The organism is Microbispora sp. H10830 (assembly GCF_014161375.1).
GTDB classification, from domain to species: Bacteria; Actinomycetota; Actinomycetes; order Streptosporangiales; family Streptosporangiaceae; genus Microbispora; species Microbispora catharanthi.
Genome location: NZ_JABBWX010000021.1, coordinates 46,785 through 72,343, shown reverse-complemented (window position 1 = coordinate 72,343; position 25,559 = coordinate 46,785). Strand labels below are relative to the sequence as shown.

Annotated in this window: 22 protein-coding genes; 8 read left to right on the top strand and 14 right to left on the bottom strand. The window is 72.2% G+C overall.

Annotated elements, in window-relative coordinates; all coding sequences use genetic code 11:
• The first annotated feature begins 29 nt into the window (after window positions 1–29).
• Entirely contained in the window at window positions 30–1,103 is a 1,074-nt protein-coding gene (locus tag HHX35_RS37200) for an acyl-CoA dehydrogenase family protein (RefSeq protein WP_182903302.1), read from the top strand.
• Window positions 1,104–1,236: 133 nt separating this feature from the next.
• Here HHX35_RS37200 and HHX35_RS37195 read toward each other — a convergent pair whose 3' ends face one another.
• The gene (locus HHX35_RS37195) at window positions 1,237–2,391 is read right to left on the bottom strand and encodes a steroid 3-ketoacyl-CoA thiolase (RefSeq protein ID WP_182903301.1); all 1,155 of its coding nucleotides are present in this window, start codon (window positions 2,389–2,391) and stop codon (window positions 1,237–1,239) included.
• A gap of 279 nt (window positions 2,392–2,670) precedes the next feature.
• Here HHX35_RS37195 and HHX35_RS37190 point away from each other — a divergent pair, with 279 nt between their 5' ends.
• Window positions 2,671–3,519: a D-alanyl-D-alanine carboxypeptidase family protein gene (locus tag HHX35_RS37190; protein ID WP_259405742.1), complete on the top strand. Its 849-nt coding sequence runs from the start codon at window positions 2,671–2,673 to the stop codon at window positions 3,517–3,519.
• A 194-nt stretch (window positions 3,520–3,713) separates the two neighbouring features.
• Window positions 3,714–5,288, top strand: coding sequence for a M28 family metallopeptidase (locus HHX35_RS37185; RefSeq protein ID WP_182903299.1), 1,575 nt, complete (start codon window positions 3,714–3,716; stop codon window positions 5,286–5,288).
• 121 nt (window positions 5,289–5,409) lie between these two features.
• Here the strand turns inward: HHX35_RS37185 and HHX35_RS37180 are convergent, their stop codons facing one another.
• Both HHX35_RS37180 and HHX35_RS37175 read right to left on the bottom strand, forming a co-directional pair.
• Window positions 5,410–6,081, bottom strand: a complete 672-nt coding sequence (locus tag HHX35_RS37180; protein ID WP_205825434.1) for a lytic polysaccharide monooxygenase auxiliary activity family 9 protein — start codon at window positions 6,079–6,081, stop codon at window positions 5,410–5,412.
• Between the two features lie 181 nt (window positions 6,082–6,262).
• The gene (locus tag HHX35_RS37175; protein ID WP_220506322.1) at window positions 6,263–7,144 is read right to left on the bottom strand and encodes a DMT family transporter; all 882 of its coding nucleotides are present in this window, start codon (window positions 7,142–7,144) and stop codon (window positions 6,263–6,265) included.
• Window positions 7,145–7,341: 197 nt separating this feature from the next.
• Between HHX35_RS37175 and HHX35_RS37170 the strand changes: the two genes are divergently transcribed.
• From HHX35_RS37170 to HHX35_RS37155, 4 genes are read left to right on the top strand one after another with little or no spacing between them, the layout of a single operon-like run.
• On the top strand, window positions 7,342–7,947 hold the full coding sequence (locus tag HHX35_RS37170) for a TetR/AcrR family transcriptional regulator (RefSeq protein WP_182903298.1): 606 nt from the start codon (window positions 7,342–7,344) through the stop codon (window positions 7,945–7,947).
• Complete coding sequence (locus tag HHX35_RS37165) at window positions 7,944–9,095, top strand: FAD-dependent oxidoreductase (RefSeq protein ID WP_182903297.1); 1,152 nt, start codon at window positions 7,944–7,946, stop codon at window positions 9,093–9,095. Before HHX35_RS37170 ends, HHX35_RS37165 begins: the two co-directional genes overlap by 4 nt.
• 47 nt (window positions 9,096–9,142) lie before the next feature.
• Window positions 9,143–9,769: an HAD-IA family hydrolase gene (locus tag HHX35_RS37160; protein ID WP_182903296.1), complete on the top strand. Its 627-nt coding sequence runs from the start codon at window positions 9,143–9,145 to the stop codon at window positions 9,767–9,769.
• Window positions 9,769–10,494 (top strand): VOC family protein, encoded by a 726-nt coding sequence (locus HHX35_RS37155; RefSeq protein ID WP_182903295.1) that lies wholly within the window; start codon window positions 9,769–9,771, stop codon window positions 10,492–10,494. The genes HHX35_RS37160 and HHX35_RS37155 overlap by 1 nt, the downstream gene beginning before the upstream one ends.
• An 18-nt stretch (window positions 10,495–10,512) precedes the next feature.
• Here the strand turns inward: HHX35_RS37155 and HHX35_RS37150 are convergent, their stop codons facing one another.
• From HHX35_RS37150 to HHX35_RS44130, 5 genes are all read right to left on the bottom strand, one after another.
• Window positions 10,513–11,088 (bottom strand): NAD(P)H-dependent oxidoreductase, encoded by a 576-nt coding sequence (locus HHX35_RS37150; RefSeq protein ID WP_310739557.1) that lies wholly within the window; start codon window positions 11,086–11,088, stop codon window positions 10,513–10,515.
• Window positions 11,089–11,223: 135 nt separating this feature from the next.
• A complete protein-coding gene (locus HHX35_RS37145; RefSeq protein ID WP_310739556.1) occupies window positions 11,224–12,465 on the bottom strand; it encodes an MFS transporter in 1,242 nt (413 codons plus the stop codon).
• A 313-nt stretch (window positions 12,466–12,778) separates the two neighbouring features.
• The gene (locus tag HHX35_RS37140) at window positions 12,779–13,918 is read right to left on the bottom strand and encodes an acyl-CoA dehydrogenase family protein (protein WP_182903292.1); all 1,140 of its coding nucleotides are present in this window, start codon (window positions 13,916–13,918) and stop codon (window positions 12,779–12,781) included.
• On the bottom strand, window positions 13,915–15,189 hold the full coding sequence (locus tag HHX35_RS44135) for a DUF6537 domain-containing protein (RefSeq protein WP_259405755.1): 1,275 nt from the start codon (window positions 15,187–15,189) through the stop codon (window positions 13,915–13,917). The genes HHX35_RS37140 and HHX35_RS44135 overlap by 4 nt, the downstream gene beginning before the upstream one ends.
• Window positions 15,190–15,322: 133 nt before the next feature.
• Window positions 15,323–17,389, bottom strand: coding sequence for a hypothetical protein (locus tag HHX35_RS44130; protein ID WP_259405741.1), 2,067 nt, complete (start codon window positions 17,387–17,389; stop codon window positions 15,323–15,325).
• 189 nt (window positions 17,390–17,578) lie between these two features.
• Here HHX35_RS44130 and HHX35_RS37130 point away from each other — a divergent pair, with 189 nt between their 5' ends.
• The gene (locus HHX35_RS37130; RefSeq protein ID WP_182903291.1) at window positions 17,579–18,058 is read left to right on the top strand and encodes an Lrp/AsnC family transcriptional regulator; all 480 of its coding nucleotides are present in this window, start codon (window positions 17,579–17,581) and stop codon (window positions 18,056–18,058) included.
• On the opposite strand, the gene HHX35_RS37125 is transcribed toward HHX35_RS37130, so the two are convergent.
• The 6 genes from HHX35_RS37125 to HHX35_RS37100 all read right to left on the bottom strand — a co-directional run bounded on the left by HHX35_RS37125 (window position 18,033) and on the right by HHX35_RS37100 (window position 25,551).
• On the bottom strand, window positions 18,033–19,574 hold the full coding sequence (locus HHX35_RS37125; protein WP_182903290.1) for a serine/threonine-protein kinase: 1,542 nt from the start codon (window positions 19,572–19,574) through the stop codon (window positions 18,033–18,035). The two genes, HHX35_RS37130 and HHX35_RS37125, sit on opposite strands and share 26 nt — an antisense overlap.
• Window positions 19,575–19,682: 108 nt before the next feature.
• Window positions 19,683–20,690 carry a LacI family DNA-binding transcriptional regulator gene (locus HHX35_RS37120; RefSeq protein WP_182903289.1) on the bottom strand — a complete coding sequence of 336 codons (1,008 nt, stop codon included), beginning with the start codon at window positions 20,688–20,690 and terminating at the stop codon, window positions 19,683–19,685.
• Window positions 20,691–20,741: 51 nt separating this feature from the next.
• Complete coding sequence (locus HHX35_RS37115; RefSeq protein WP_182903288.1) at window positions 20,742–22,475, bottom strand: amylo-alpha-1,6-glucosidase; 1,734 nt, start codon at window positions 22,473–22,475, stop codon at window positions 20,742–20,744.
• Between the two features lie 27 nt (window positions 22,476–22,502).
• A complete protein-coding gene (locus tag HHX35_RS37110; RefSeq protein ID WP_182903287.1) occupies window positions 22,503–23,309 on the bottom strand; it encodes a carbohydrate ABC transporter permease in 807 nt (268 codons plus the stop codon).
• The gene (locus HHX35_RS37105; RefSeq protein ID WP_310739555.1) at window positions 23,306–24,259 is read right to left on the bottom strand and encodes a sugar ABC transporter permease; all 954 of its coding nucleotides are present in this window, start codon (window positions 24,257–24,259) and stop codon (window positions 23,306–23,308) included. The genes HHX35_RS37110 and HHX35_RS37105 overlap by 4 nt, the downstream gene beginning before the upstream one ends.
• A 14-nt stretch (window positions 24,260–24,273) precedes the next feature.
• The gene (locus HHX35_RS37100; RefSeq protein ID WP_182903285.1) at window positions 24,274–25,551 is read right to left on the bottom strand and encodes a sugar ABC transporter substrate-binding protein; all 1,278 of its coding nucleotides are present in this window, start codon (window positions 25,549–25,551) and stop codon (window positions 24,274–24,276) included.
• Between the last annotated feature and the right edge of the window lie 8 nt (window positions 25,552–25,559).

Sequence of the window (25,559 nt, the reverse complement as noted above, 5' to 3'; positions counted from 1 at the left end):
TCTACCAAACAGTTGTTAGAATGACTGCTATGTTCATCACCGAGGAGCAGGAGGAGCTGCGGCGCACCGTCCGCGCCCTGCTCGAGCGCAATCCCCCGGCCCGCCCGGCGCCCGACGCGACGCCGGAGTACGACGAGACCGTCTGGCGGCTGCTCGCTGACCAGGTGGGGGCCTTCGGCCTGGCCGTCCCCGAGGAGCACGGCGGGGCGGGCTTCTCGTACGCAGAGACCCACGTGGTGTGCGAGGAGCTGGGCCGCGCGCTCGCCGCGGTGCCCTACCTCGGCTCGGCCGTCCTCGCCTCCGACGCGCTGCTGGCGTGCGGCGCGACCGCCGACCTGCCCGGCATCGCCGGCGGCGGCCGCGTCGCCGCGCTGGCCTGGGCCGAGAGCGGGACGTGGAACCCGGGGGCGATCCGCGCCCGCGTGGCGGACGGCCGGCTCACGGGCGTCAAGGAACATGTGCTCGATGGCGCACGCGCCGACCTGTTCATCGTGCCCGCCGCCACCCCCGAGGGCGGTCTCGGCGTGTACACGATCGAGCCCGGCGCCCCAGGCGTCCGGGTCGAGCCGTTGGTGACGCTGGACCGGACCCGGCCGCAGGCGCGCGTGGTCTTCGACGGCGCCCCGGCGCGGCTCCTCACCGCCGACGGGCCCCGCGTGCTGGAGCGCCTGCTCGCCGTTGCCGCGACCGCGCTGAGCGCCGAACAGCTCGGCGGGGCGTCGCGCTGCCTGGAGATCACGCTGGAGTACGTGAAGACCAGGGAGCAGTTCGGCCGCCCGATCGGCTCGTTCCAGGCGGTCAAGCACCGCCTGGCCGACCTGTACGTGCTGGTCGAGTCGGCCAGGTCGGTCAGCTACGACGCGGCCCGCGCGCTCGCCGAGGACGCCGCCGACCTGCCGGTGCGGGCCGCGGCGGCGCAGGCGTACTGCGCCGAGGCGTTCTCCACGGTTGCGGCCGAGACCATCCAGCTGCACGGCGGCATCGGCTTCACCTGGGAGCACGAGGCGCATCTGTACTTCAAGCGGGCCCACTCGGCGGCGAAGCTGTTCGGCGACGCCGCCTGGCACCGCGCCCGCCTCGCCCCCGCCGTACTCGGCGGCTGACCGGGCCGGCCGTCGTCAGAGGCGCTTGAGACAGCCGGCACGCGTAGCGGAATGGAGGGCAGCGCGGGGCGCGTCTTCGCGTCGCGACCGGGGCTCGACCGGGGGCTCGACCGGGGCTCGACCGGGGGCTCGGTCAGACCCGCTGGATGATCGCGCCGGTGGCCAGCGCGCCGCCTGCGCAGATGGCGACCATCGCCGTCTCGTGGTCGCGCCGCTCCAGTTCGCCGATCGCGGCGGCGATGAGGCGGATGCCGGTCGCCCCGACGGGATGACCGATCGCGATCGCGCCGCCGTTGACGTTGAGCCGGTCCTGATCGACGCCGTGGACCTGCGCGAACGACATGGGGACCGAGGCGAACGCCTCGTTGACCTCGAAAAGGTCGATGTCGGCGATCTTCATGCCGGTGCGGGCGAGCAGCTTCTCCGCCGCCCTGACCGGGCCGTCGAGCAGGAACTCGGGCTCCGCGCCGACCAGGCACTGGGCCACGATGCGGGCGCGCGGGCGCATCCCGAGCTCACGGGCCCGCTCCTCGTCCATCAGCACGGCCGCGCTCGCGCCGTCGGAGATCTGAGAGGCGGTGCCCGCGGTGTGCAGGCCGCCCTCCAGGATCGGCTTGAGACCGGCCAGTGCCTCCGTGCTGGTCTCGCGCAACCCCTGGTCCCTCGTGACGGTCGCGGGCCCGTCACCGCCGGGAGGGTCGGCGGGCAGGGTCACCGGGATGATCTGCCCGTCGAACCTGCCCTCCGCCCACGCCCGCGCGGCCCGCTCCTGGGAGCGGAGCCCGAAGGCGTCGAGTCCCTCGCGGGTGAAGCCCCGGCGGCGGGCGATCCGGTCGGCGGCCACGTACTGGGCGGGCATGTCGCGGTCCCAGGAGTCGGGCCGGGGCCGGCCGGCGCCCTCGCCGACGTTGGCCATCAGCGGCACCCGGGACATGACCTCGATGCCGCAGGCCATGCCGACGTCGATCACGCCCGCCGCGATCTGCGCGGCGATCAGGTGCACCGCCTGCTGCGCCGACCCGCACTGGCTGTCGATGGTGGTGGCCCCGGTCTCCTCCGGCAGGCCCGCGTGCAGCCAGGCCGTACGGGTGACGCTGCCGGACTGCTCCCCTGCCTGGGTGACGCAGCCGCCGACGACCTGCTCGACCAGGTGCGGGTCGAGGCCGAGGCGCTCCAGCGCCCCGCGCTGCGCCACGCCGAGCAACTCGGCGGCGTGCAGCCCGGAGAGCCATCCGCCCCGGCGCCCGAACGGCGTACGCGCGGCGTCGACGATGACCGGAGTTCCCATGCGCTCTCCCGTTCGCGGGTCGGAATCTGGGTTGATCGGGGTCTGGGGCTCATGGTGTCCCTCCCCCCGCCGTCTCGGCCAAGCGCGATCCCGGTCAGCGGAACCGGCGGCGCACCCTGGGCAGGTCACGGCCGATTACCCGACATGCCACACAAAACTTCATATGTCACATAAGCCCAGGCGCTTTGCCGATATTTTGCGAAGTTTCGTCCGAAAAGCCCGAATAGTCATGGCACGCTGATTCGCATGTTCGCTCGGAAGCTTTCTCTTGGTGTCTCCATGGCGGCCTTTGCCCTGGTCACGGGGGTGGCGTCGCCGGTTCTCGCGTCTCCCGCCCTGGCGGCTCCCGGCCTGGCGCAGCACCTTTCCGCGCACGCGTACGCGGCGCCGCACGTGCACGGGCGGGCCGTCTATCTGTGGGACGCCACGACCGGGCAGGACCTGCTGGACAAGCAGGCCGGTGAGCGTCTGCCGGTCGCCAGCCTGACCAAGATGATGACCGCCTACATCGTCCTGCGGGATGCGAACCTCGACGACCAGGTCACGATCAAGCGGCAGGACCTCGAGTACGCCTGGGACAACGACGGCTCGACGGCCGACCTGGAGGCCGGCGACACCCTGCCGGTCCGCGAACTGCTGTACGCCCTGCTGCTCCCCTCGGGCGCGGACGCGGCGCACGCCCTGGCCCGCGTGTACGGCCCCGGCGTGCCCGGTTTCGTGGACAAGATGAACGCCGCCGCACGCGAACTCGGCCTGAACGACACCCTGTACGTCAACGCCGACGGACTCCCGACGTCCCACGGCGACGGTTACTCCACGGCACGCGACCAGGCCAGGCTCGCGGAGATCGCGCTGCGGAACCCGGTCTTCAAGAAGGTCACCTCGACCAGCCGGCACTCGACCGAGGACGGCCGGTACGACTGGTACAACACCAACCACATGCTCGGCCTGCCGGGCGCGATCGGTGTGAAGACCGGCTCCACGAACGCCGCCGGGTTCTGCCTGGCGTTCGCGGCCGACCGGGACGGCCACCGGCTGATCGGGATCATCCTCGGCGAGGACGTCGCCAACCGCCGCTGGGACACCGCCGAGACGCTGCTCGACTGGGCGACCGACTCCGGCCGCTGAGCCTGCGTACAACCCGGCATACGGCTCGGCATACGGCTCTGCATACGGCGAGGCGGGCCCGCGCAATACCCCCGCGGGCCAGAAAACAGAGCCTTCCCGGATCGGTCAAACCCCGTTAGGTTCCCGATCAGTGTCCATCGGGGGGCCTGACTGCTGGACCGTTCGGACCGTCATTGGACCCGAAGGAGAGCCCAATGCGTGCCTCGCTCGGCATGCGGGCCGCCGTCGCCACCGCGGCGTCCGCCCTCGTACTTCCCCTCCTGCCGGCCGCGCCGGCGAACGCCGACCCCGACCCCGCCCACATCGCGCAGACGGTGGTCGCGTCGGCGGTGAAGAAGCACCTGAGTAAGCTGCAGGACATCGCGAACGCCAACGGCGGCACCCGCGCCGCCGGCACTCCCGGTTTCGCGGCCTCCCGCGACTACGTCGCCGGGGTGCTGAAGAAGGCCGGCTACACGGTGACCCTGCAGGAGTTCGACTTCCCGTTCTTCAAGGAGAACTCCGTCGCGGTCCTGCAGCGGACCGCGCCCTCCCCCAAGACGTACGCGCCCACCCCGCCGGACGGCAGCAGCGTCGGCGACTTCGCCACGATGACCTACTCCGGGTCGGGAGACGTCACCGCGGCCGTCCAGAACGTCGACCTCGTGCTGCCTCCCGGCCCCACGCCCAACACGTCGACCTCCGGCTGCGAGGCCGCCGACTTCGCCGGCTTCCCGGCGGGCGCCGTCGCGCTGGTGCAGCGCGGCACCTGCACCTTCCAGGTGAAGGCCGAGAACGCGCAGGCCGCGGGCGCGTCCGCGGTGATCATCATGAACGAGGGCCAGCCCGGGCGCACCGATACCCTTCAGGGCACGCTGGGCGAGCCCACCGTGCACATCCCCGCCGTGGGCGTGAGCTTCGCGGTCGGCCAGGAACTGTCGGCCGCCGGAACCACAGTGCACGTGAAGACCGACACCACCAGCGAGATCCGTAAGACCCACAACGTCGTCGCCGACTCGCGGTGGGGCGACCCGAACAAGGTGGTGCAGCTCGGCGCGCACCTGGACAGCGTGCTGGCGGGGCCCGGCATCAACGACAACGGCTCCGGCAGCGCCGCGATCCTGGAGGTCGCCACCGCGTTCGGCAAGATCCCGACCAGGAACAAGCTGCGTTTCTCCTTCTGGAGCGCGGAGGAGCTGGGCCTGCTCGGCTCCGAGCACTACGTCGCGAGCCTGTCCCCGGCCGACCTGGCGAAGATCAAGCTGTACCTGAACTTCGACATGGTCGCCTCCCCGAACTACGCCCTGAAGATCTATGACGGTGACGACTCCGACGCCACCGGCGCCGGTCCCGGTCCCGATGGCTCCGGCGAGATCGAGAGGCTCTTCGAGAAGTACTTCGACACGCTCCGTCAGGGCCACAACGGCACCGACTTCGACGGACGGTCGGACTACGGGCCGTTCATCGACGCCGGGATCCCGTCCGGCGGGACGTTCACCGGCGCCGAGGGCGTCAAGACACCCGAGGAGCAGGCGATGTTCGGCGGCACCGCCGGCCAGGCGTACGACTCCTGCTATCACCAGGCCTGCGACACCATCGCCAACATCGACGACAAGGCCCTCGCGCTGAACACCGGCGCGATCGCCACCGCCGCGGCCGTCTACGCCTTCAGCCGGAACCTGCCCGGTCCGGACAACCGCACCGCCGCGGCCGCCGCGCGCACCACCGCGGTCGCCGCCGGGTCCGCCGCGACCCACGTGGGCGAGGCGCACGGCGTGCCCGCCCAGTGATCCCCGCCCAGTGATCCCCGCACAGTGATCCCCGCACAGTGATCCCCGCGCTGATCCGAACGCGGTAGCCGCACGCGGGCCCCGCCGGACGTCGTCCGGCGGGGCCCGTTTCACGGGGTCGTCAGCCCGTGAAGTTGACGTCGCTGCAGAAGAAGAACGTCTGGTCCATGTGCGAGGCCTGCCAGATCGTGTAGACCACGGCCCGGCCGCTGCGGCCAGACGTGCTGAGGTTGACCGAGTAGTACTGGCCGGGGGCGTATTTGCCGGTCTTGGTGAGCAACTGCAGGTCGTTCCAGCCGACCGCCTGCCGGGTCGGGTCGAAGCCCGGCTTGGTGACGTAGACGAGCAGGTAGTCGGCGCCGTGGCCGGCCTGGTCCCACAGCTTGATCGTGAAGTTGTTGCGGACGTCGGTCGCCTTCCACGCGCCGGGGACGTCCATGGCGCTGTAGCGGCCGTTCTCCGCGTGGCCGCCGCTGCACAGCTGGCCGTCGGGGATCGCGGCCTGGAAGTTGCCGCCGAGGTTCATGCGGTAGAGGCCGTTCCAGTTCCACATGGCGGTGGTGTCGGCCTGCCACGCCTGCCAGCACATCGGGTCCTGCTGGGCCATCGCCGGGTTCTGGAAGTCACTCCCCCAGCGCTGCCAGCAGCCGTAGTTGCGGGAGGCCGGGTCCACGATCGAGCCGTGGGCGGAGGCGGCGCCCGCCCAGGTGACCAGGCAGGCGACCGACGCGGTCAGCAGGGCCGTGATACGCAGGGCCCAGCGGCGGATCCGGGGATGTGAATGCGCGTGCACTGTTGGGTCTCCATCTTCCGGTGGGGGGATTCCGGGCCAGATGGGGAGCGCTCCCAGACTTCGTCAGTGACGATAGTTGACCGATCTTTGTTCGGCTACCCGACCAACGATGGTCATGAGGCGGAAATTCCTCACCTGCGGATTCCTCCTCCGGAGGACTGGATCACCGTGCACGTTTCATTCACCCGCGGTCGCGAGGGGCCTGCGGCCCCTGCTCCGACTTCGCCAGGAACGGCGAGCGGCCGAGGATGACGATGCCCACCACGAGCGCCACCAGGCCGCCGACCTCCCCCGCGAGAGCCGGGGGATCGACACGCAGGCGCTCATTGAAGATCACGACTCCCAGGACGATGCCGACGATCGGCTCGGTCGCGGTGGTGGCGGGCAGCGAGATCCGCAGCGGCGCGGCGTCGAAAGCGCTCTGGTTGAGCAGGATGCCGGTCGCCGCGATCACGGGCAGCAGGTAGGGCTCCCACGAGGTGAACAGCGCCGCCGGTCCATGCGCCAGAGTCAGCAGGGACCCGCGGGTCAGCGCGTCCTGCAGGCCGTACAACGCCCCCGCGGCCGCGGCGAGCAGCATCGCCTTGGTCTGCAGGGGCGCCCGCAGCGCCACGGCGACCATGCCCGCGGCCACTCCCGCCACGACCAGCACGGCGATCCACACCACGGAGCCCGACGCCGGCATCCCGCCGCCCTGGGGACGGCCCGCCACGAGGAAGGCGGCCACACCGCCGCTGACCAGCACCGCGCCCAGCCACTCCCCCGGGCCCAGGCGCTCCTGATAGAACAGGGCCGCCGCGGCGAGGGCGAAGATCAGGTTGGTCGCCAGAAGCGGCTCCACGGAGGCCACGTCGGCACGTCTCAGGGCCAGCGCCCCGAGGACCTGCCCGCCGACCATGGCGGCGATCCCGGCCAGCCACACCGGCTTGCGTGCCAGGTCGAACAGCAGGCGCACGTGCAGCATCTCGCCCAGCGGTTCGGTGTACGCGACGTGCTGCTGCGCGACCCAGCCCAGGCCGAGGAGGGCCGCGGCCGCGAGACCGAGAACCACCGTGACGATCACGGCGGCACCCCGCCCCCCGGAGCCCTCGGCATCATGATCGGTCACTCCCCTCGGCGGCCGGGTCTCCCATGTATCCGCCCATCCCCCGCGACGGCGGCCTCATGTCCGGTGGTATGGTTTTGGGCAATCGTCCAAGTCGGCCGCCCAAGGCAAACGCCCAAGTCGGTCGTACGAGAACTGAACGGAGCACGAGAGAGATGGCGGAGGCGTCCGCGGACCGGGGCAGGACCACGCGGCAACGGCTGCTCGGCGCGGCGGCGGCCCTGATCGCCGAGGTCGGCTGGGGCGGCGTCAGCACGCGGATGGTGGCCGAGCGGGCCGGGGTCGCCCCCGGAGTCGTCCACTACCACTTCGCGTCGCTGCCCGATCTGCTGATCGCGGCTTCGACCGGGATCGCGCGCGCGATGCTGGATGAGCTGACCGGACGGCTGGCCGAGCAGCCCGATCCCGAGACCGGCGTCGAGTGGCTGCTGGGCGAGCTGTCCCGCTACACGGGAACCGACCCCGCCTCCCTGCTGATCGTCGAGATGTACCTGGCGGCCGCCCGGCTGCCCGATCTCCGCGACCGGCTGCACGAGATCGTCGCCGACTCCCGCGCCCGCGTCGCCGCCTGGCTGCGCGAACGCGGCCACTACGCCGGCCGCCCCGGTGACGCCGAGGCGGCCGCCGCGGTCCTCGTCGCGGCGGTGGACGGCCTGGTGCTGCACCGCGGGCTCGACCCCGACCTCGACCTCACCGCTCTGGCCGGGCCGCTGCGGGCGATGGTGCGTACGGACGGACACGAAGAAGGTGGAGGAACATGAGAGCGATCGTCTGCGGTGCCGGGATAGCCGGAACGGCCCTGGCGTGGCACCTGGAACGCGCCGGCTGGGACGTCGAACTGGTCGAGCGCGCCCCGGCGTTCCGCGAGGGCGGATACATGATCGACTTCTACGGCCCCGGGCTGGAGGCGGCCGGGCGGATGGGGCTGCGCCCCCGGCTGGAGGAGGTCCGTCACCCCGTCGACGAGATCGGCTACGTCGACGGCTCCGGACGGCAGACCAGCCGTCTCGCCGTCAAGGCGGGATTCGCCGAGGTGGTCAGCCTGCTGCGGGGCGACCTCGCCCACGTGCTCGCCGAGCAGGTCCGCGCGCCGGTCCGGTACGGCACGACGGTCGCGGCCGTCAGGCAGGACGCCGGGGGCGTCGAGGTGGAACTGACCGACGGCACCCGGCACGAGGCCGACCTGCTGGTCGGCGCCGACGGCGTGCACTCACGGGTCAGGGAGCTGGTCTTCGGTCCCGAGGAGCGCTTCCTCCGCTATCTCGGCCACCACGTGGCCGCGTACGTGGTCGAGGATGAGGATCTCAGCCGGCGGGTCGGCCCGCGCTACCGGATGCTGACCGTGCCGCATCTGATGGCCGGGGCCTACGCGGTGGGCGGCAACCGGCTCGCCCTGCTGTTCCTGCGTCACGAGCCCGACCCCGCCGTTCCCGCCGACCCGGCCGCCTCGCTGCGCCGGCACTTCGAGCACCTCGGCTGGATCCTGCCCGAGGTGCTCCCCAGGTGCCCGGAGCCGCCGGAGCTGTACTACGACCAGGTGACACAGGTCGAGGCCCCCCAGTGGAGCAGCGGCCGCGTGGTCCTGCTCGGCGACGCCTGCCAGGCGGTCTCCCTGTTCGCCGGGCACGGCGCGTCCCTCGCGGTGGCCGCGGCGTGGGTGCTCGCCGGCGAGCTTCGCGCGGCCTCCTCAGGCGACCTGTCCCCCGCGCTCGACCGGTACGCCGCACGCATGCGGCCGGTCGCCACCGACGTCCAGGCGTTCGGCCGCCGCTTCCTCCCCTGGATGGCGCCGTCCAGCCGCCTGCGCATCACGGCCCGCGACTGGCTGCTGCGGCTGGCCTCCCTCCCCGGAGCCGACCGGCTTTTCATGAACTCCTTCAGCCCCGGCGGTCACCGCCTCATCACCTGACCCGGAGGTCCTCCCGGCCCGGCGGGTGACGGTCGTAGGCTCGGACCGTGGCGACCAGAGCATTCGACGCGGTGCTGTGCGACTTCGACGGCGTCCTGAAATTCCAGGATCTTGAGCAGCAGGCGGAGATCGAGCGGACGTACGGGGTGGAACCGGGGACCGTGGCCCGGGTGACCGGCGAGTCGGCGCTGGTGGTGCCGGCCCTGACCGGGCTGGTGACCCGCGAGGAGTGGCTGGCCTCGGCCGTTCCCGTCCTCGCCGGGCTGGTGGGCTCGGCCGCGCGGGCGAGCGCGCTGACCGCCGACTGGCTGGCCGCCCGCACCTGGGCGGACGAGGAGGTGCTCGCGCTGCTCACGCGGGCGCGGGCCCGCGTCCCCGTCGTGCTCGTCAGCAACGCCACCTCGGAACTGGCCGCCCACCTGCGCGAGCTGGAGCTGCACGACGCCTTCGACCACGTCGTGAGCAGTTACGACGTGGGGGTGGCCAAGCCCGATCCGCGGATCTTCGAGATCGCCGCCCGGCACGCGGGCGTGCCGCCGGGGCGGTGCCTGTTCGTCGACGACCGGGCCGAGAACGTCGACGCGGCAAAAGTGCTCGGCATGACCGGGGTCGTCTTCCGCGCCCCGGCGGACCTGGAGACGGCGCTGTTCCCGCTGTTCGAGGAGGCTTTCTGATGGCGGTGCGGCGAGTGCTTGCCTTCGTGGACCGGCCGCGCGAGCGGTTCGAGGATGCCGCGGCGTTCTGGACCGCCATCACCGGCACGCGTCTGTCTCCCCGCCGAGGCGACGACGGGGAGTTCGCCACGCTGCTGCCCGAGTCCGGCGACGCCTGCGTGAAGCTCCAGGCGGTGGGCGGCGAAGGCGGCGCCCATCTCGATCTCGAGGTGGACGACGTCCGGGCCGCCGTCGCCGGGGCCGAGGCGCTCGGCGCCGCCGTCGCGGCCGACCACGGCGACTGGGCCGTGCTGCACTCCCCCGAGGGCAGGGCGTTCTGCCTCGTCGCGTGGGAAGGTGCGGCGCGGCGGCCGCCCGTGTTCGCCGGCACCCGCCTCGACCAGGTCAGCCTCGACATCGCGCCCGACGCGTACGAGGAGGAGACGGCGTTCTGGGCGGCGCTGACCGGGTGGCCCCCGCGCCGGGGATCGGTGCCCGAGTTCACGGCGCTGACGATGCCGGGGACGCCGGTGCGGATTCTCCTGCAGCGGCTCGGCGAGGGGCCCGGCCGGTCGGCCCACGTCGACCTGGCCTGTGCCGATCCCGAAGCCGCTCGCGCACTGCACGAGCGGCACGGCGCGGAGGTCGTGACGCGGGGGCGGCACTGGATCGTCATGCGCGACCCGGCCGGCGGCGTCTACTGCCTCACCGAGCGGGATCCGGAGACCGGCACCCTGCTCTCCTGAGTGATCAGGCGGCAGTTATCAGGCTGCGGGGCGCAGGTGCCGCAGCGCGGTGGCGAGCCGGGCCAGTTCGGCCACCATCGTGTCCGCCGCCGTGTTCATCACGTCGTTGGGCTGCAGCCGGCCCTCCTCGTCGAGGAGCTGGGCGACGAAGGGGATGGAGACCGCCTCGAACACCGGCACCATCTTCAGCGTGGTGACGACCTGCTTGAGCATCTGCACCGCCCGCGTGCCCGCCGCGACGCCGCCGTAGCTGACGAACCCGACCGGCTTGTACTGCCACTCCTGGTGCAGGTAGTCGATGGCGTTCTTCAGCACGGCGTTGAAGCCGTAGTTGTACTCCGGCGTGACGAACACGAACGCGTCGCCGCGCTCGATGGTGGCGCTCCACTCCTTGGTGTGCTGGTGGACGTACTGCCGGAGCCGGGGGTGGTTGGGCTCGTCCATGAACGGCAGGTTCACCTCGGCCAGGTCGACGAGCTCGACCTCGAAGGCGTCCTGGGCCACCGCGCGCTCGTGGAACCACTCCGCGACCGGTAGCCCCGCGCGGCCCGGGCGGGTGCTCGCGATGACGATCTGCAGAACGGGCTTTGCCACAATTCCCCCAAAACAGTCATAAGCGGAAATAACCCGCTCAACAGTACGCCGTGATCGAGACGGCGACCGACTCGGCATGCCCCTTCACAACCCGCCGCGTATCGGGTGCCGGCGATGCCGGTCACGCGGTGTCGGTCACGCGGTGTCGGCCTCCGACAACGCCTCGGATGTCATGGTCCGCAGGAACGGAATGATGATCAGCAGGGCGGCCACGGCGAAGACCGTGAAGGCCGTCCGCATGCCGAACCACTCGGCGAGGAGGCCCACCAGCCCGGCCCCCAGCGGCATGGCGCCCCAGCTGAAGAGCCTGGCCGCGGCGTGGTACCGGCCGAGCATGGAGCTGTCGACGAGGCGCTGGCTGATGGTGCGCGCGTTCACCGACCACAGGATGCCGCCCATGCCGCCGAGGAAGGCGCCGGTGGCCACCACCCACAGGTTCGTGGAGAAGACCGGGGCGGCCACCATGGCCACGGTGCCGACGAGGTCGGCGAACATCGACCAGCGGCGGCCGAGCAGCCGGTTGACGCCGGTGACCGTGAGCGCTCCGACCAGGCCGCCCACGCCGAGCGCGCTGACCAGGATGCCGTACTCCCGGGCGTCGAGGTGCATGAGCGAGGTGGCGACCAGGGGCATGAGGGCGAGCCATGCCCCCCAGCACGCACAAAGAACGGTCAGCGCGAGCGCCATCAGCCGCAGCACGCGCTGCCGCCACAGGAAACGGATGCCTTCCGCGATGCGCTGGTTGACCGAGCCGGTCGGCCGCGCGTCGTCCTGGCGCGGCCGGAAACGGCCGACGAGGAGGACCAGGATCAGCGTGCCGATCAGATAGCCGGCGCCGGTCCAGCCCAGCGCCACACCGGTGCCGGCGGTGACCAGGAGCCCGCCCACGAAGGGCCCGCAGAACTCGTTGCACACGGTTTCCGCGCCTGCCAGCCAGGCGTTCGCCCGCTCCTGCGCGGCCGGGACGACCGCGGAGGGGACGAGCGTCGCGGCGGAGGTGAGGGCGACGACCTCGGCGACGCCCAGGACGAGACCCGCGATGTAGAGGGCGGGGAGGGTCACCGCGTCGCGCAGGGCGAGGGTCAGGAGGACGGCGACGACGAGGATCCGGGCGCCGTCGGCCAGCCACAGCAGGCGGCGGCGGTCGAAGCGGTCCACCAGTACGCCCACGTGCAGTGCGATCAGCAGCCACGGGAGGGTGAGGGTGAGGCCGACCCCCGCCACCTGTGCGGGCGAATCGGTGAGCGGGATCGCCGCCAGCGGCAGGACGACCTTGGTGACGCCGTCGGCCAGGTTCGTGATGGCGGTGAAGGCCACCAGGACCGCGGTGTTGCGAGTGCTGCGGTCAGGTGTGGCGGCCCGTGTCGTCCGCCGCACCGGCTCCCTTTGCGGTACCCGCGCGTCGAGCACGTCATCCATATCGGCAACCCCCTAAAGACGTTTGGTGGTTACTATGCCATGGCGTCTCCCCGTCGTACAGTTAGGATCACTTCGTCCAGGACTTCTGCTCGCCGCCGGGTCAGGGCCGAGCCCGAGCAGGCATTACGACTGTGGCCGGCTCTCGTCGTCTCTCGTCGGTTCCGACGTCCTTACGGAACAGCGACCGGAACAGTGAGCGTCTAGGGCCCGGCCCCGAGACAGAGAACCCCGCTTCCCAGCAGAGGGGAGCGGGGTTCGAGCATGTCAGGGGCTATTTGGCCAAGTGCCTGCTGATGACCAGGCGCTGGATCTGGTTGGTGCCCTCGAAGATCTGCATGATCTTGGCCTCGCGCATGTAGCGCTCGACGCGGAACTCGCGCGTGTAGCCGTATCCGCCGAAGACCTGGACCGCGTCGGTGGTGACCCGCATCGCGGTGTCGGTCGCGACGAGTTTGGCGACGCTGGCCTGCCTGCTGTACGGCAGGCCGGCGTCGCGGCGGCGGGCCGCGTCGAGATACGTCGCCCTGGCGCAGTCCACGCCCGCGGCCATGTCGGCGAGCAGGAAGCCGAGCCCCTGATGGTCGATGATCCTCTTGCCGAACGCCTCGCGCTCCTTGGCGTACGCGACGGCCTCGTCGAGCGCGGCCTGGGCGAGGCCGACGGCGCAGGCGGCGATGCCCAGCCTGCCGGAGTCGAGTGCGCCGAAGGCGATGGGCAGGCCCTGGCCCTCCGCGCCGATGAGCCGCTCGGCGTCGATCAGCACGCCGTCCCAGTGGGCGGTCGTGGTGGGGACGGCGTGCAGGCCCATCTTCTCCTCGGGGCGGCCGAAGGTCAGGCCCTCGGCGGCGCCAGGGGCGAGGAAGCAGGAGATGCCGCGCGAGCCGGAGTCCGTGCGGGCGAACAGCGCGTAGAAGTCCGCCCGGCCGCCGTGGGTGATCCACGCCTTGGTGCCGGTGATCCGGTAGCCGCCCTCGGTCTTCTCGGCCTTGCAGGCCAGAGCCGCGGCGTCCGACCCGGCCTGGGGCTCCGACAGGCTGTAGCCGCCGATCAGCCGCCCGGCGAGCATGTCCGGCAGCCAGCGCTCCCGCTGCTCCGGCGTGCCGTACACCGCCAGGGGCAGACAGGACAGCGTGTGCACGCTGACCGCGACCGCGACCGCGGCCCACCGCGCGGCCAGCTCCTCGATCACCTGGAGATACACCTCGTACGGCTGCCCGCCTCCGCCGTACTCCTCCGGGTAGGGCAGGCCGAGGAGCCCGGCGGCGCCGAGCGTGGCGAACAGCCCCTCGGGGTAGGTCTCCGCGCGCTCGTGCTCGTCGACGCGGCGGGCGAGTTCCTTGTCGGCGATCTCACGGGTCAGCTCGATGAGGTCCCGGGCGTCCGGGCCGGGCAGCAGACGGTCGACGGTCACGATGACTCCTGGAGGGCGGGCTCGTTCAGCTCGGCGAGCAGGGTGGCGGCGCGGTCGCGGAACTCCGCGACACGGGCGAGCTTGATGTCCTCGTACCCCCGGATCAGGTCCGGCAGGGCGGCGATCTCGGCGACGACCGCGGCGGTCGCCGGGGTGAGCCGGTCGAGCGCGCGCGTCACCAGCTCGCGGTACTCCACGACCAGCGTACGCTCCACCCTGCGGACGGCGGCGTGCCCGAACACGTCGAACGCGGTGCCGCGCAGCACGCGGGCGGCCCGCAGCCCGCGGAACACGACGCCGGCGGACCGGCGCAGCCTGATCTTGCGCTTGAGGCCCATCGCCCGCAGCAGCGGCGGGTGCAGCAGCACCGACACGGCGGCGCCGGGGCCGAACTCCCGCTCGCGCCGGGCCCGCTCCACCGGGTCGAGGTGCAGCCGGGCGACCTCGTACTCGTCCTTGTACGCCATCAGCTTGTGCAGCCCCCGGGCGTACGCGAGCCCGATGCGCGCCCCGGCTTCCTCCCCCGCCCGCTCGGCGGCCAGCTCGGCCACCCGGCGCGCCTCCCGCGCGTACGAGCGGGCGTAGGCCGCGTTCTGGTAGCCGGTCAGATCGGCGACGCGTACGGCGAGCGTCTCCTCGATCGCCCCGGTTCCCGCCGCCTCGTGCAGGGCGGCGGCGTCGATCGGGACGGCGGGCACGGCCGGAGGGATCGCGGCCCGGAACACGGCCTCGCGGTCCAGCGCGGCGGCGCGCCCCCAGCGGAAGGCCGCCAGGTTCTGCTCCACGGCAGCCCGGTTGAGGCGGATGGCCCGCTCGATCGCCTCCGCCGAGATCGGGATGCAGCCGTGCTGGTAGGCCGCGCCGACGAGCACGAGGTTGGCGGGCATGTGGTCGCCGAACAACGCCTCGGACAGTGCGCCGGCGTCCAGGTGCAGGCCCGCGTCGGGCACGGTGGCCGAAGCGATGCGGGCGATCGCGTCCTCGGCCCCGGAGAGGGCGGCGCGGCCGGTGACCATGGCGGCCGTCGGCACGATCGCGGTGTTCACGACGGCGACCGTACGTTCCGGCGAAGCGACACCGAGAGTGCCGTCGGCGGCGGCGCCGAGCACGTCGAAGCCGACGAGGACGTCGGCGGTGCCGCGGGCGGCGCGGACCGAGCCGGTGATCGGGTCGGGAGAGATCCGCACGTCGCTGACGACGGGGCCGCCCTTCTGCGCCAGCCCGGTCTGGTCCAGGCCGGCGGCGTGCAGGCCGTCGAGGTGTGCGGCCATCTGCAGGATCTGTGAGACGGTCACCACCCCCGTGCCGCCGATGCCGGGCATCCGCAGCAGCACCGAGCGCTCCGGGAAGCGCGGCACCGGCTCGGTCAGCGTCACCGGCGGCTCGGGCACCGGCCGCGCGGTCTCAGCTTGGGTCTCGGCGCGAGGCTCGACGAGCAGGAACGACGGGCAGTCGCCCTTGAGGCAGCTCAGGTCGGAGTTGCACGACGCCTGGTGGATGCGGGTCTTGCGGCCGAACTCGGTCTCCACCGGCTGCACGGACAGGCAGGTGGAGGTGTCCCCGCAGTCGCCGCAGCCCTCGCACACGCGCTCGTTGACCACCACTCTGGCCTGCGCCGCGGGCAGCTTGCCGCGCTTGCGCAGCCGTCGCTCCTCGGCCGCGCAGCGGTCGTCGTGGATCAGCACGGTCACCCCGTCGACCGCGGCGAGTTCCTTCTCCACGGCCGGGAGGTCGTCGCGGTGCCGCACGGATGCGATCGGCGCCAGCCGGACACCTCGGTAGGTCTCCGGCTCCGGCGTGGTCACCACCACCCGGCGCACCCCCTCGGCCGCCAGCCACCGCGTCAGCGCCGGGACGTCGAGGCGGCCCTCGGCGCGCTGCCCGCCGGTCATCGCGACCGCGTCGTTGTAGAGCAGCTTGTACGTCATCGAGACGCCGGCCGCGACGGCGGCGCGTACGGCCAGCGAGCCGGAGTGGTGGAAGGTGCCGTCGCCGAGGTTCTGGGTGAAGTGACGGTCGGAGGTGAAGGGGGCCAGGCCGAACCACTGGGCGCCTTCGCCCCCCCATCTGCGTCATGCCGACCTGCCTGCCGCGCCCGTTGCCGTCCAAGGCGATCATGGCATGGCAGCCGATGCCCGCGCCCACCAACGTGTCGTCGGAGGCACGCGTGGATGCGTTGTGCGGGCAGCCCGAGCAGAAGTACGGCGTGCGGGCGGCGACCAGCGGGAGCGTACGGCGCTTGGCCCGAGTGGCGGACGGGGCGGGCGACAGGATGGCCGCCTGCCGGGGAAGGCGGTCCCCGCCGAGACATGTGGCGAGCGCCGAGGCCACGTCCTCCGCGCCGAGCGTGCCGCGCGACGTCAGCAGTTCCCGGCCGATGACGTCCGGGCGCTGCCCGGTGTCGTACAGCGCCTGCTTGAGGTGTCCCTCCAGGAACGGCACCTTGTCCTCGACCACGAGCACCCGGCCGAGCCCGGCGGTCATCGCGGCGAGGTCGTCGTACGCGAGCGGGAACGGCATGGCGAGCCGGATGAGCCGCAGGCCGAGGTGGTCCATGGCGGCCTCGTCCAGGCCGAGGTCGGCCAGGGCGCGCAGGACCACGGCGTAGGAGGTGCCGGACGCGAGCACGCCCGTCGTGGCCCGCGGCGCGTCGTGGGTCACCCGGTTGAGGCCGTGCGCGCGGGCGTACTCGCGGGCCAGGCCGAGCCTGCGGGTGAGCATGTCGTGCTCGGCCTCGAGCGAGGCCGGGCCGACCAGGGTGGGCGGCGCCCCGCGGTCGGCGCGGTCCGGCACCGGGACTCCGGACCGGACGTTCTCGTGCAGCGGTCCGAGGTCGACGGTGGCGGTGGCGTCGGCGACGTCGGCGACGATCTTCAGACCCGCCCACAGGCCGGTGGCCCGCGACAGCGCCACCGCGTGCAGCCCGAGCTCGACGACCTCCGCCACGGAGCCGGGGGCGAGCAGCGGCATCGACAGGCTCTGGCACATCGGCTCGCAGGAGCTGGGCACGGTCGACGACTTGCTGCCGGGGTCGTCGCCGATCCAGGCCACCGCCCCGCCGAGCGGCGCGGTGCCGGCGAGGTTGCCGTGCCGGATCGCGTCGGCGGCCCGGTCGAGGCCCGGGTTCTTCCCATACCAGAACCCGGTCACCCCCTCGTGCCTGCGGCCCGGCACCTGGGCGAGAAGCTGGGTGCCCGCGACCGCCGTGGCCGCGAGCTCCTCGTTGAGGCCTGGCCGGGCCACCACGCCCGCCTCCTCGAGGAACCGCGCGGCTCTGGCCATCTCCAGGTCGACGCCGCCCAGCGGCGAGCCGGGATATCCGGAGACGAAGACCCGCGTGTCCAGGCCGCGCGCGGCGTCGAGGCGGCGCTGCTCCAGGGTCAGCCGCACGAGGGCCTGGACGCCCGAGATCAGCACGGTGCCGTGCTCGGCCGCGTACTTGTCGTCGAGCGAGACGGGAGACGTGGACACGGGCGGAGACACGGTGCGAACCTCCTGAGGTCTGGAAGTGACCCACAGCACACCAACGCCCGGGGGGTACGCGCAAGCATCGCGCGAGAAACGGCCGGCAAGACGCAAAAAGATGGAGAAGTCCGCCTTGGGCGCTACTGTTCTTTGCGCCGTGCCGTCTGGAGAGGCCGGTTGAAGAGGGAGCACGCCATGGCGGAGATCGACGACATCGACCACGGGCTGCTGCGCCTGCTGCGGGAGGACGGGCGCAGGACCTTCTCCGAGATGGCCGCCGAGATCGGCCTGTCGGTGGCCGCCGTCAAGCGGCGGGTCGACCGCCTGCGCGAGATCGGCGTCATCACGGGCTTCACCGTGCGGATCGACTACGCCAAGCTCGGCTGGAGCATCGAGGCGTTCACCGAACTGCGCTATCCCGGCACGACCCCGGTCGCCAAAATCGTCCGTACCGCCACGGACGTGCCGGAAGTGCAGGAGGTGTTCACCATCGCCGGCGACCCGGACGCGCTCATCCACGTCCGCGTCCGCGACCTCGGGCACCTCCAGCAGGTCATCGACCGGCTGCGCCGCGCCGGCGACGTCACCGGCACCAAGACCCTGCTCGTGCTCGGCTCATGGACCCGCGACGTCGGGCCGGTCGACGACCTCAGTCGTCGTCCTCCCGCCCGTTGAGGCCGGTGGCGTTCACGAAGTCCACCAGCGGGCCGTCGGCGAGCCTGCCGGTCTGGTGCGCCCGTTGCAGCTTGATGAGCAGGTCGCGAATGCGCCGCGCGGCCTTGTCGCCCTCGCCCCGGCCCCTGAACAGGTCCCTGGCCGTCTTCCTGATCGCTTCGTGGGCGTCGCGGGCCAGCTTCGGCTCGATGCCGCCCCGGCTCTCCTGCTCCTGCACGGCGTGGTCGAAGGCGGCCAGCCACTCCTGGTAGCTCCGGTAGACGCGGCGCGCGGACGGCGTGGGAGACGGCTTCGGGGACGGCCCGAAGGACGGTGTCCTGGTCGGCCGGGGCGTCGGACTGGTCGAGACCTTCCTCGCCGGGGCGGGTGACGGAGCGGCGTGGGTGGCCGCCGGCGACTGGGCCGCGACCGCGGGCTCCGCCTGCCCGCCGCCGTCGGACAGCGCCGCCACCCCGATCGTGACCGCGGCGAGCCCCGCCACCGCGGCGCCGAGCCGGATGAGCGTGCGCCGCTCGGGCGACGCCCCCGCGGCACGGCCGGCCGGGACGCCGGGCGGCGGGGCGTCGAGCAGCGCCGTGTCGCCCGCACGCGCGCCGCCCACGTAGGGCGCCTGCGACGGGGGCGGAGTGGGCATTCCCGCCTCCCACGCGGGCCTTCCGGCCTCCCCCGACGGCATCCCGGCCTCGCGTGCCGGATTCCCCGCGGAGAGGGCGACGGCCGCCAGGATCCGGCGCGCGACCTCCGCGTCGGCGGGCCGGCCGGCGGGATCCTTGGCGAGCAGCGCCATGATGAGGCGCTCCAGCTCGGCGGGGATGTCGGGACGGTGCCGGCTTGGCGGCACGGGGGCCTGGTGGATGTGCTGATACACCAGCTCCGGGGCCGACCCGGTGAACGGCGGATGCCCGCACAGCAGCTCGTAGCAGACGCACCCCAGCGCGTAGAGATCGCAGGCGGACCCGCCGCCCCTGCCGTCGATCTGCTCCGGAGCCAGGTAGGCTGCGGTGCCGACGACGGTGCCCACCATGGTGAGCCGCGCCGCCTCGGTCGCCACCTGGGCGACGCCGAAGTCGACCACCTTGAGCACGCCGCTCGCGGTGAGGTGCAGGTTGGCGGGTTTGACGTCCCGGTGCACGACCCCGGCGCGGTGCGCGGCGTCCAGGCCCGCGGCGGCCTGGCTCATGAGGTGGCAGGCCTCCGCCACGCCGTACCGGCCCCGGTCGAGCAGCTCCGCGGCCAGGCTGCGGCCGGTGAGCAGCTCCATCACCAGGTAGGGCCGCGCGTCCTGCTCGCCCACGTCGAGCACCGTGACCACGTTCGGGTGGACGACGCGGGCGGCGGCGCGGGCCTCGCGGGCGAAGCGCTCCCGCGAGGCGACCCCGGCGACCTGCGGCGTGAGGATCTTCACCGCCACGGGGCGGTGGGCCCGCAGGTCCCGGCCCCGCCAGACCTCGCCCATCCCGCCCCGGCCGATCAGCTCCTCCAGCTCATAACGACCGCCGAGCGTGGACGGCACCACGTCCCGCACCTCCCCATGGCCACTCGCGCCCCGATGATCGGGAGCCAACCTATCCTCTCGGGCAGGCCGGGCGAGAACGGCCGGATCGGCCGGACCGGCGGAACCCGTTCACGGCGGCGGCGCCGTGCTCGAACGCAGGGAGATCGGCTGGGAGAGCAGAACATGGCGGGGCGGCGTGCCGGGCTCGGCCATTCGCTCGGCCAGCAGTTCGACGGCCCTTTCGGCCATGTCGGTGATCGGGACGTCGGCCGCGGTGAGGGGCGGATGGAACTCCTCGGCCCAGTGCCGCCCCACGACCCCGGTGACGGAGATCTGCCGGGGTATCGCGCGGCCGAGGCGTCGCAGCGCGCGCTCGATGCCGGGCAGGGCCGCCTCGTTCACCGTGACGAGGCCGGTGAGCCCCGGCCGGGCCGCCAGCAGGTCCTCCATACAGGTCTCGCCCGCCGTCGCCTCGTCGGGGCAGCACGACGCGGTCGCGGACAGGGACCGTGCCGCCGCGGCGGCGTTGAACCCGTCCAGGGAACGGCGGGCCGGGCCGTAGCCGGAGTCCAGGAGCTCTCGCGGCCGGTTGATCAAGGCGATCTCGCGATGCCCGAGGTCGGCCAGATGACGTACACAGCTCGCGACGAGCCCGCGGTAGTCCAGATCCACCCAGTATCCGGTCGCGGCGTCCGCGGTGTGGCCGATCGCCACGAAGGGCACACCCGACTCCCGCAGGCGGGCGGCCCTCGCGTCCCGCAGCCGGACCTCCATCAGGATCACGCCGTCGACGCGGCGACCGCGGACCATCCGCTCGAACGAGCGGTCGTGCTCGCCGCCGCTGGGCGACAGCAGCACGTCCAGTTCGCGCCGACCGGCCGCGGCCACGACATCGGCGACGAAGCCGAGCTGGATCGGGGTCAGCCGCCGCCCGGCGGGCGGGATGACCAGGCCGACGGCACGGGTGCGGCCCTCCGCCAGAGCTCTGGCTGAGGCGTTGGGCCGGTAGCCGACGTCGTCGATGACCTGGAGGATGCGCCGGCGGGTCGCGGCGGAGACCGCGCGCTTGCCGCTCAGGGCGTAGGAGACCGTGCTCCGCGACACGCCCGCCCGCCTGGCGATCTCCCCGATGTTCACCCGTCCCCCGCGGCAACTCGTCGACGCGATTCGAATCGATTCGACAGCAGGCTATGCAGGCGTCCGCGGTCGTGTCAAAGCCGCCGTGTCCGCCGCCGTGTCCGCTGCCGTCCCCGCCGTCTGTGTCCGCCGTTCGTGAGCGGCGGCGAGGATGAGGTAGGCACTGGCCGTCCAGGTGTAGGCGCGGTCGCGCAGCCCCTCGCCGGTACGCGCGTCGAAGTTCTCCGCGAAGCCGGACCGCTCACAGAGTCCGCGGAAGCGGGCGCTGATCTCGTCGGCCAGCCCGACGTGGCCGGCGCGGCGCAGGCCGTCCTCGATGAGCACGGTCGAAGGGGCCCAGATCGGTCCCCGCCAGTAGCCGTCGTCCTGGTAGTGCTCGGACTCGGGGTGCTCGGTGGCGGGCCCGAACGCGGTCAGATGCGAGGCGATGCCTGCGGCGAGCGCCGTGTGCACCGGCTCGGGGAGCTCGTCGCCGAGCACGATGGGCATGAGGTCGAGCAGGCTGGAGCTGGGCCAGGTGCGCCCCGAGTGCGCGCCGCGGGCGACGAACCGGTCCCCCGTCCACAGCTCGGCGAGCAGCGCGTCGCGCATCCGGTCGGCGGCGCCGGACCAGTGGGCCGCCGCGGCCGGGTCAGGGGCCCGGCGGGCCAGCTCACGCAGCTGCAGGACGAGGAAGGCGGCCAGGTCGGCGGTCTCGACGACGCGTTCGGGGTCGAAGGTGGTGGCGTTGTCCCAGCCGCTGTCGTTGCCGTGCTGGTAGTGCGGCAGTTCACGGCCCGGGACGCGCCGCGCCGTGAGCCAGAAGGTCGTCCAGCGTTCCAGCAGCCGGTAGACCTCCTCCGGCTCGGCCGCCGGCGGGAGGCTGCGCAGGGCCCAGCCGTGGATGGGCGGCTTCACGAAGTTGTAGAGGATCTCCGAGTGGGTGACGGAGTCGGGCAGCGCCCCCGCGTCGTCCTGGTGGTCGAAGGGCAGCCGGAACTGGTCCCACGCCAGGCCGGGCAGGCCGTCGGCGAGGGCGATGGCGTTGAAGCAGTGGTCCCAGCTCCACACCTTGTCCATCCAGTGCTTGGACATGAGCACGGCGGGCCGGGTGACGAACCCGGCCGGGCGTACGGTCGCCGACCACAGGACGTAGGCGGCCAGCTCGGCCGCGGGCGTCCGGTCGCTGCGCCAGGGCGCGACCGCCGCGGTGAAGGCGTCGAACTCGGCCCGCGCCGCCTCGGCCACCTGCTCGAAGGCGTCCGTGCGCGCGTAGGGGGCGCGAGCGGTCTCGTACTCCTCGACGGCGATCTCCCACTCGCCGCTCAGGACGACGCCACGTTCCGCGGCGCCGAGCGCCTGGGCGCCCCGCGCCTCGGCCTGACCGGCGAGCACCGTGACCCGATAGCGGCGGCCGGTCTGGTAGACGGTGAAGACGAACGATCCGTCCGTCGGGTCCTGGTAGAAGTACGGACCACTGAACGGGGTCAGGACGGGGTCGGCGGCCAGGAGGCTCAGCCCGAGGCCCCGGCCGCGCAGCCGCACCGTGTCGGCGTTTTCGTAGGCGAGGTCGATCCGGCCGCCGGCGCGGCTCCAGGTGAGCTGGTGGGGCGTGGCGGTGACGTCGCTCTCGGCGGACGGCGCCAGCCGCAGGATCGGATGCATGCCGGTCTGGTGGGAGACCAGGTGCACGTCCCGGGCGTAGGTCTTCTGGGCGACCACCGGCGAGAAGCCGAACCAGGAGCCGCGGTAGCTGAACGGGATTTCCCGCAGGGAGAACACCGGGCCTGAAGCGGCGACGGTCATGAAGAGGGGGTCCCTTCTCGAAGAGGCTCAGTCCTTGACGGCGCCGGCGGTGACGCCTGCGGCGACGTAACGCTGGGCGACGATGAGCAGAACGGTGGCCGGGATGGAGGCGACCACGGCGGTGGCCATGATGGCGTTCCACTCCTGGTTGTTGTTGCCGATGTAGTGGTAGATCCCCAGCGTGATCGGCTGATGGGCGCCGCCCTGGTCGAGGGTGGAGGCGAAGACGAAGTCCGACCAGGCCCACAGGAACGCGAACAGGGAGACCGTGATGATCGAATTGCGGGAGACCGGCAGCACGATCGAGACGAACGTGCGCGTCACCCCGGCGCCGTCCACCCTGGCCGCCTGCAGCAGCTCCTCGGGAATGCCGGACATGAACGTGGTGAGGATCAGCACGGCGAACGGCACCGCGAGGGTGGAGTCGGCCACGATCAGTCCGGGAACGGTGTTGAGCACGCCGGTGGTGAGGAAGATGGCGTAGAAGCCCATCGCCATGATGATCCCCGGAATCATCTGCGCGATCAGCAGCACGAAGCTCAGCACGCCGCCGCCGCGCGGGCGCAGCTTGGCCAGCGAGTACGCGGCCGGCGCCGCGACCAGGAGGGTCAGCGCGACGGTGCCAAGCCCGACGACCAGGCTCACCCCCAGGTAGGGCAGCTGCCGCTCCAGCACCGCCCGGTAGCCGTCCAGCGTGCCGTGGACCGGGAACCAGTACGGCGGCGACTTGCGCATGTCCTGGTCCCGCGTGAACGACACGTTGACCATCCAGTAGACCGGGAACAGCATCACGGCCGTCAGCGCCAGCCCGACGGCGGTCTTGAGCCGCCTCATGCCGCGGCCTGCCGTCGCTGCACGCGGATGTAGACGAGCCCGAAGGCCAGCGCCATGAGGATCAGCAGATTGCCCACCGCCGCGCCGGGGCCGAAGGAGGGCACGAGGTTGCCGAAGCCCAGCCGGTAGGACCAGGTGGCGAACGTGCTGGAGGAACCGCTCGGCCCGCCCTTGGTCATGATCCAGATGATGTCGAACACCTTGAGCGTGTAGACCAGCCCCAGCAGGACGGTGATCGCCGACACGGGACGCAGCAGCGGGAAGGTCACCCGCCAGAACCGCTGCCAGGCACCGGCCCCGTCCAGCGCCGCCGCCTCGTACACGGCCGAGGGGATCGCCTGCAGACCGCTGTAGAGCACGACCAGGTTGAACGGGATACCGATCCAGATGTTGGCGATGATCACCGACCACAGCGACCAGTCGGGCGAGGTCAGCCAGTTGACCGGGCCGGCGCCGACCCAGCTCAGGGCGGCGTTGACCACGCCGGAGTCGCTGTTGAGCATCCACGACCAGGTCGAGGCGGACACGATCAGCGGCAGCAGCCACGGCACCAGGAACAGCGCGCGCAGTGTGGCGGACAGCCGGAAGTTCCGGCTGAAGAACACGGCCAGGGCGAGCCCGATGGTGAACTGGAAGGCCAGCGACACCACCGTGAACACGATCGTGTGCCACAGCGCCGGGGCGAAGGTGGCGTCGGCGAACACCTTGGCGTAGTTGGCGAATCCGGCGAACGACGCGTCCCCCTGCACGAACGAGCGCACCGTGTAGTTGCGCAGGCTCAGCTCGACGTTGCGATACAGCGGGTAGGCGTAGAAGATCAGCAGGTAGACGACGACGGGGGCGAGGAACGCCCACGCCGCCCACTGCCCCGATCGAGTGCGTGCCGCCCGGCGCTCCCGCCCCTGCGCGGGGACGGGGGCGCGGGCGGAACGCACCGGCGTTCGTGTCACTCGGCTCATGCTCATTACTGGGTCGCGCTCGCCGCCGCCGACTGCGCCGCCGCCATCGCCTCCTGCGGAGCCTTCGAACCGCTCAGCGCCGCCTGCACGGCGCCCCACATCGGCTCGGAGATCTTCGGATACTTCGTGCCGAGGTTGTCGCTGGTGCGGCCCTTGGCGGCCTTGACCGCCTCCACCCACACCTTCAGCTCGGCGTTCTGCTCGACCTGCTTGGTCTGCACCTCCTCCGTCGGCGCGATGTACGACAGCGTGGTCGTGGTCGCCAGCGAGTTGCCGGTGCTGGTCAGGCAGCTCACGAGCTTCTGGGAGGTGGTGTAGCGTGCGGTGTCCGACTGCACCGGGATGCTGACGAACTCGCCGCCGGTCGGGGCGGGGGCGGTGCCGCCGTCCTTGGCGGGGATCGGGATGATGCCGTAGTCGAAGCCGGTCTTCTTGGCGTTGGCCAGCTGCCAGGTGCCGTTCTCGGCGAAGGCGAAGTCCCCGGTCGCGAACTCCTGCCAGCTCGTGGTCTGGGTGTTGTTGATGACCGAGTTGGGCGCGTAGCCCTTCTTGAGCCAGTCGGCCCACAGGGCCACCGCCGAGACACCCTCGGGTGAGTCCAGTTTGGTGAGGTTCGCGCCGGAGCCCCAGAACCAGGGCAGGAACTGGAAGCTGCCCTCCTCGGTGCCGATCGCCGAGAACGTGATGCCCTTCTTGCCCGCCGCCTTGACCTTCTCCAGCGCCGCGGTCAGCGACGCCCAGTCCTTCACCGCGGCGGCGTCCACGCCGGCCTTCTTCAACACCCCCTTGTTGTAGTAGAGGGCGAGGGTGTTGGCCCCGATCGGGACCCCGTACGTCTTGCCGCCGAGCTGGCCCGCCGCGAGCAGGTTCGGCGCGATCGACGTGACATCGAGCTTGTTCTCCTCGGTCGTCGTCAGCACGCCGGCCTCGGCCAGCGTCGAGACCACCGGGTTGTCCACGATCAGCACGTCCGGCGAGTTGCCCTGCTGGGCCGCCAGCAGCGCCTTGTTGGTCAGGTCGCTGGTGTCGTAGCCGGTCCGCTCGACCTTCACCCCCGCCTGGGTGCCGCACGTGTCCAGCAGCTTCACCCAGTCGGAGGTCTTGTCGTACTGCGGGTACGGATCCCAGATCGTGTAGGTCCCGCCCCCGGCGGCCTGGCTCGCGCCCGCCGAGGAGGCGGCGGTGCCGTCGGACGGTGACGAGCAGGCGGCCAGCCCGGCGGCGGCCGCGAGGAGCGCCGCACCCATCCCGGCCGCACGCCGGCCGCTTGACCCTGGTCTCATTGACGTGA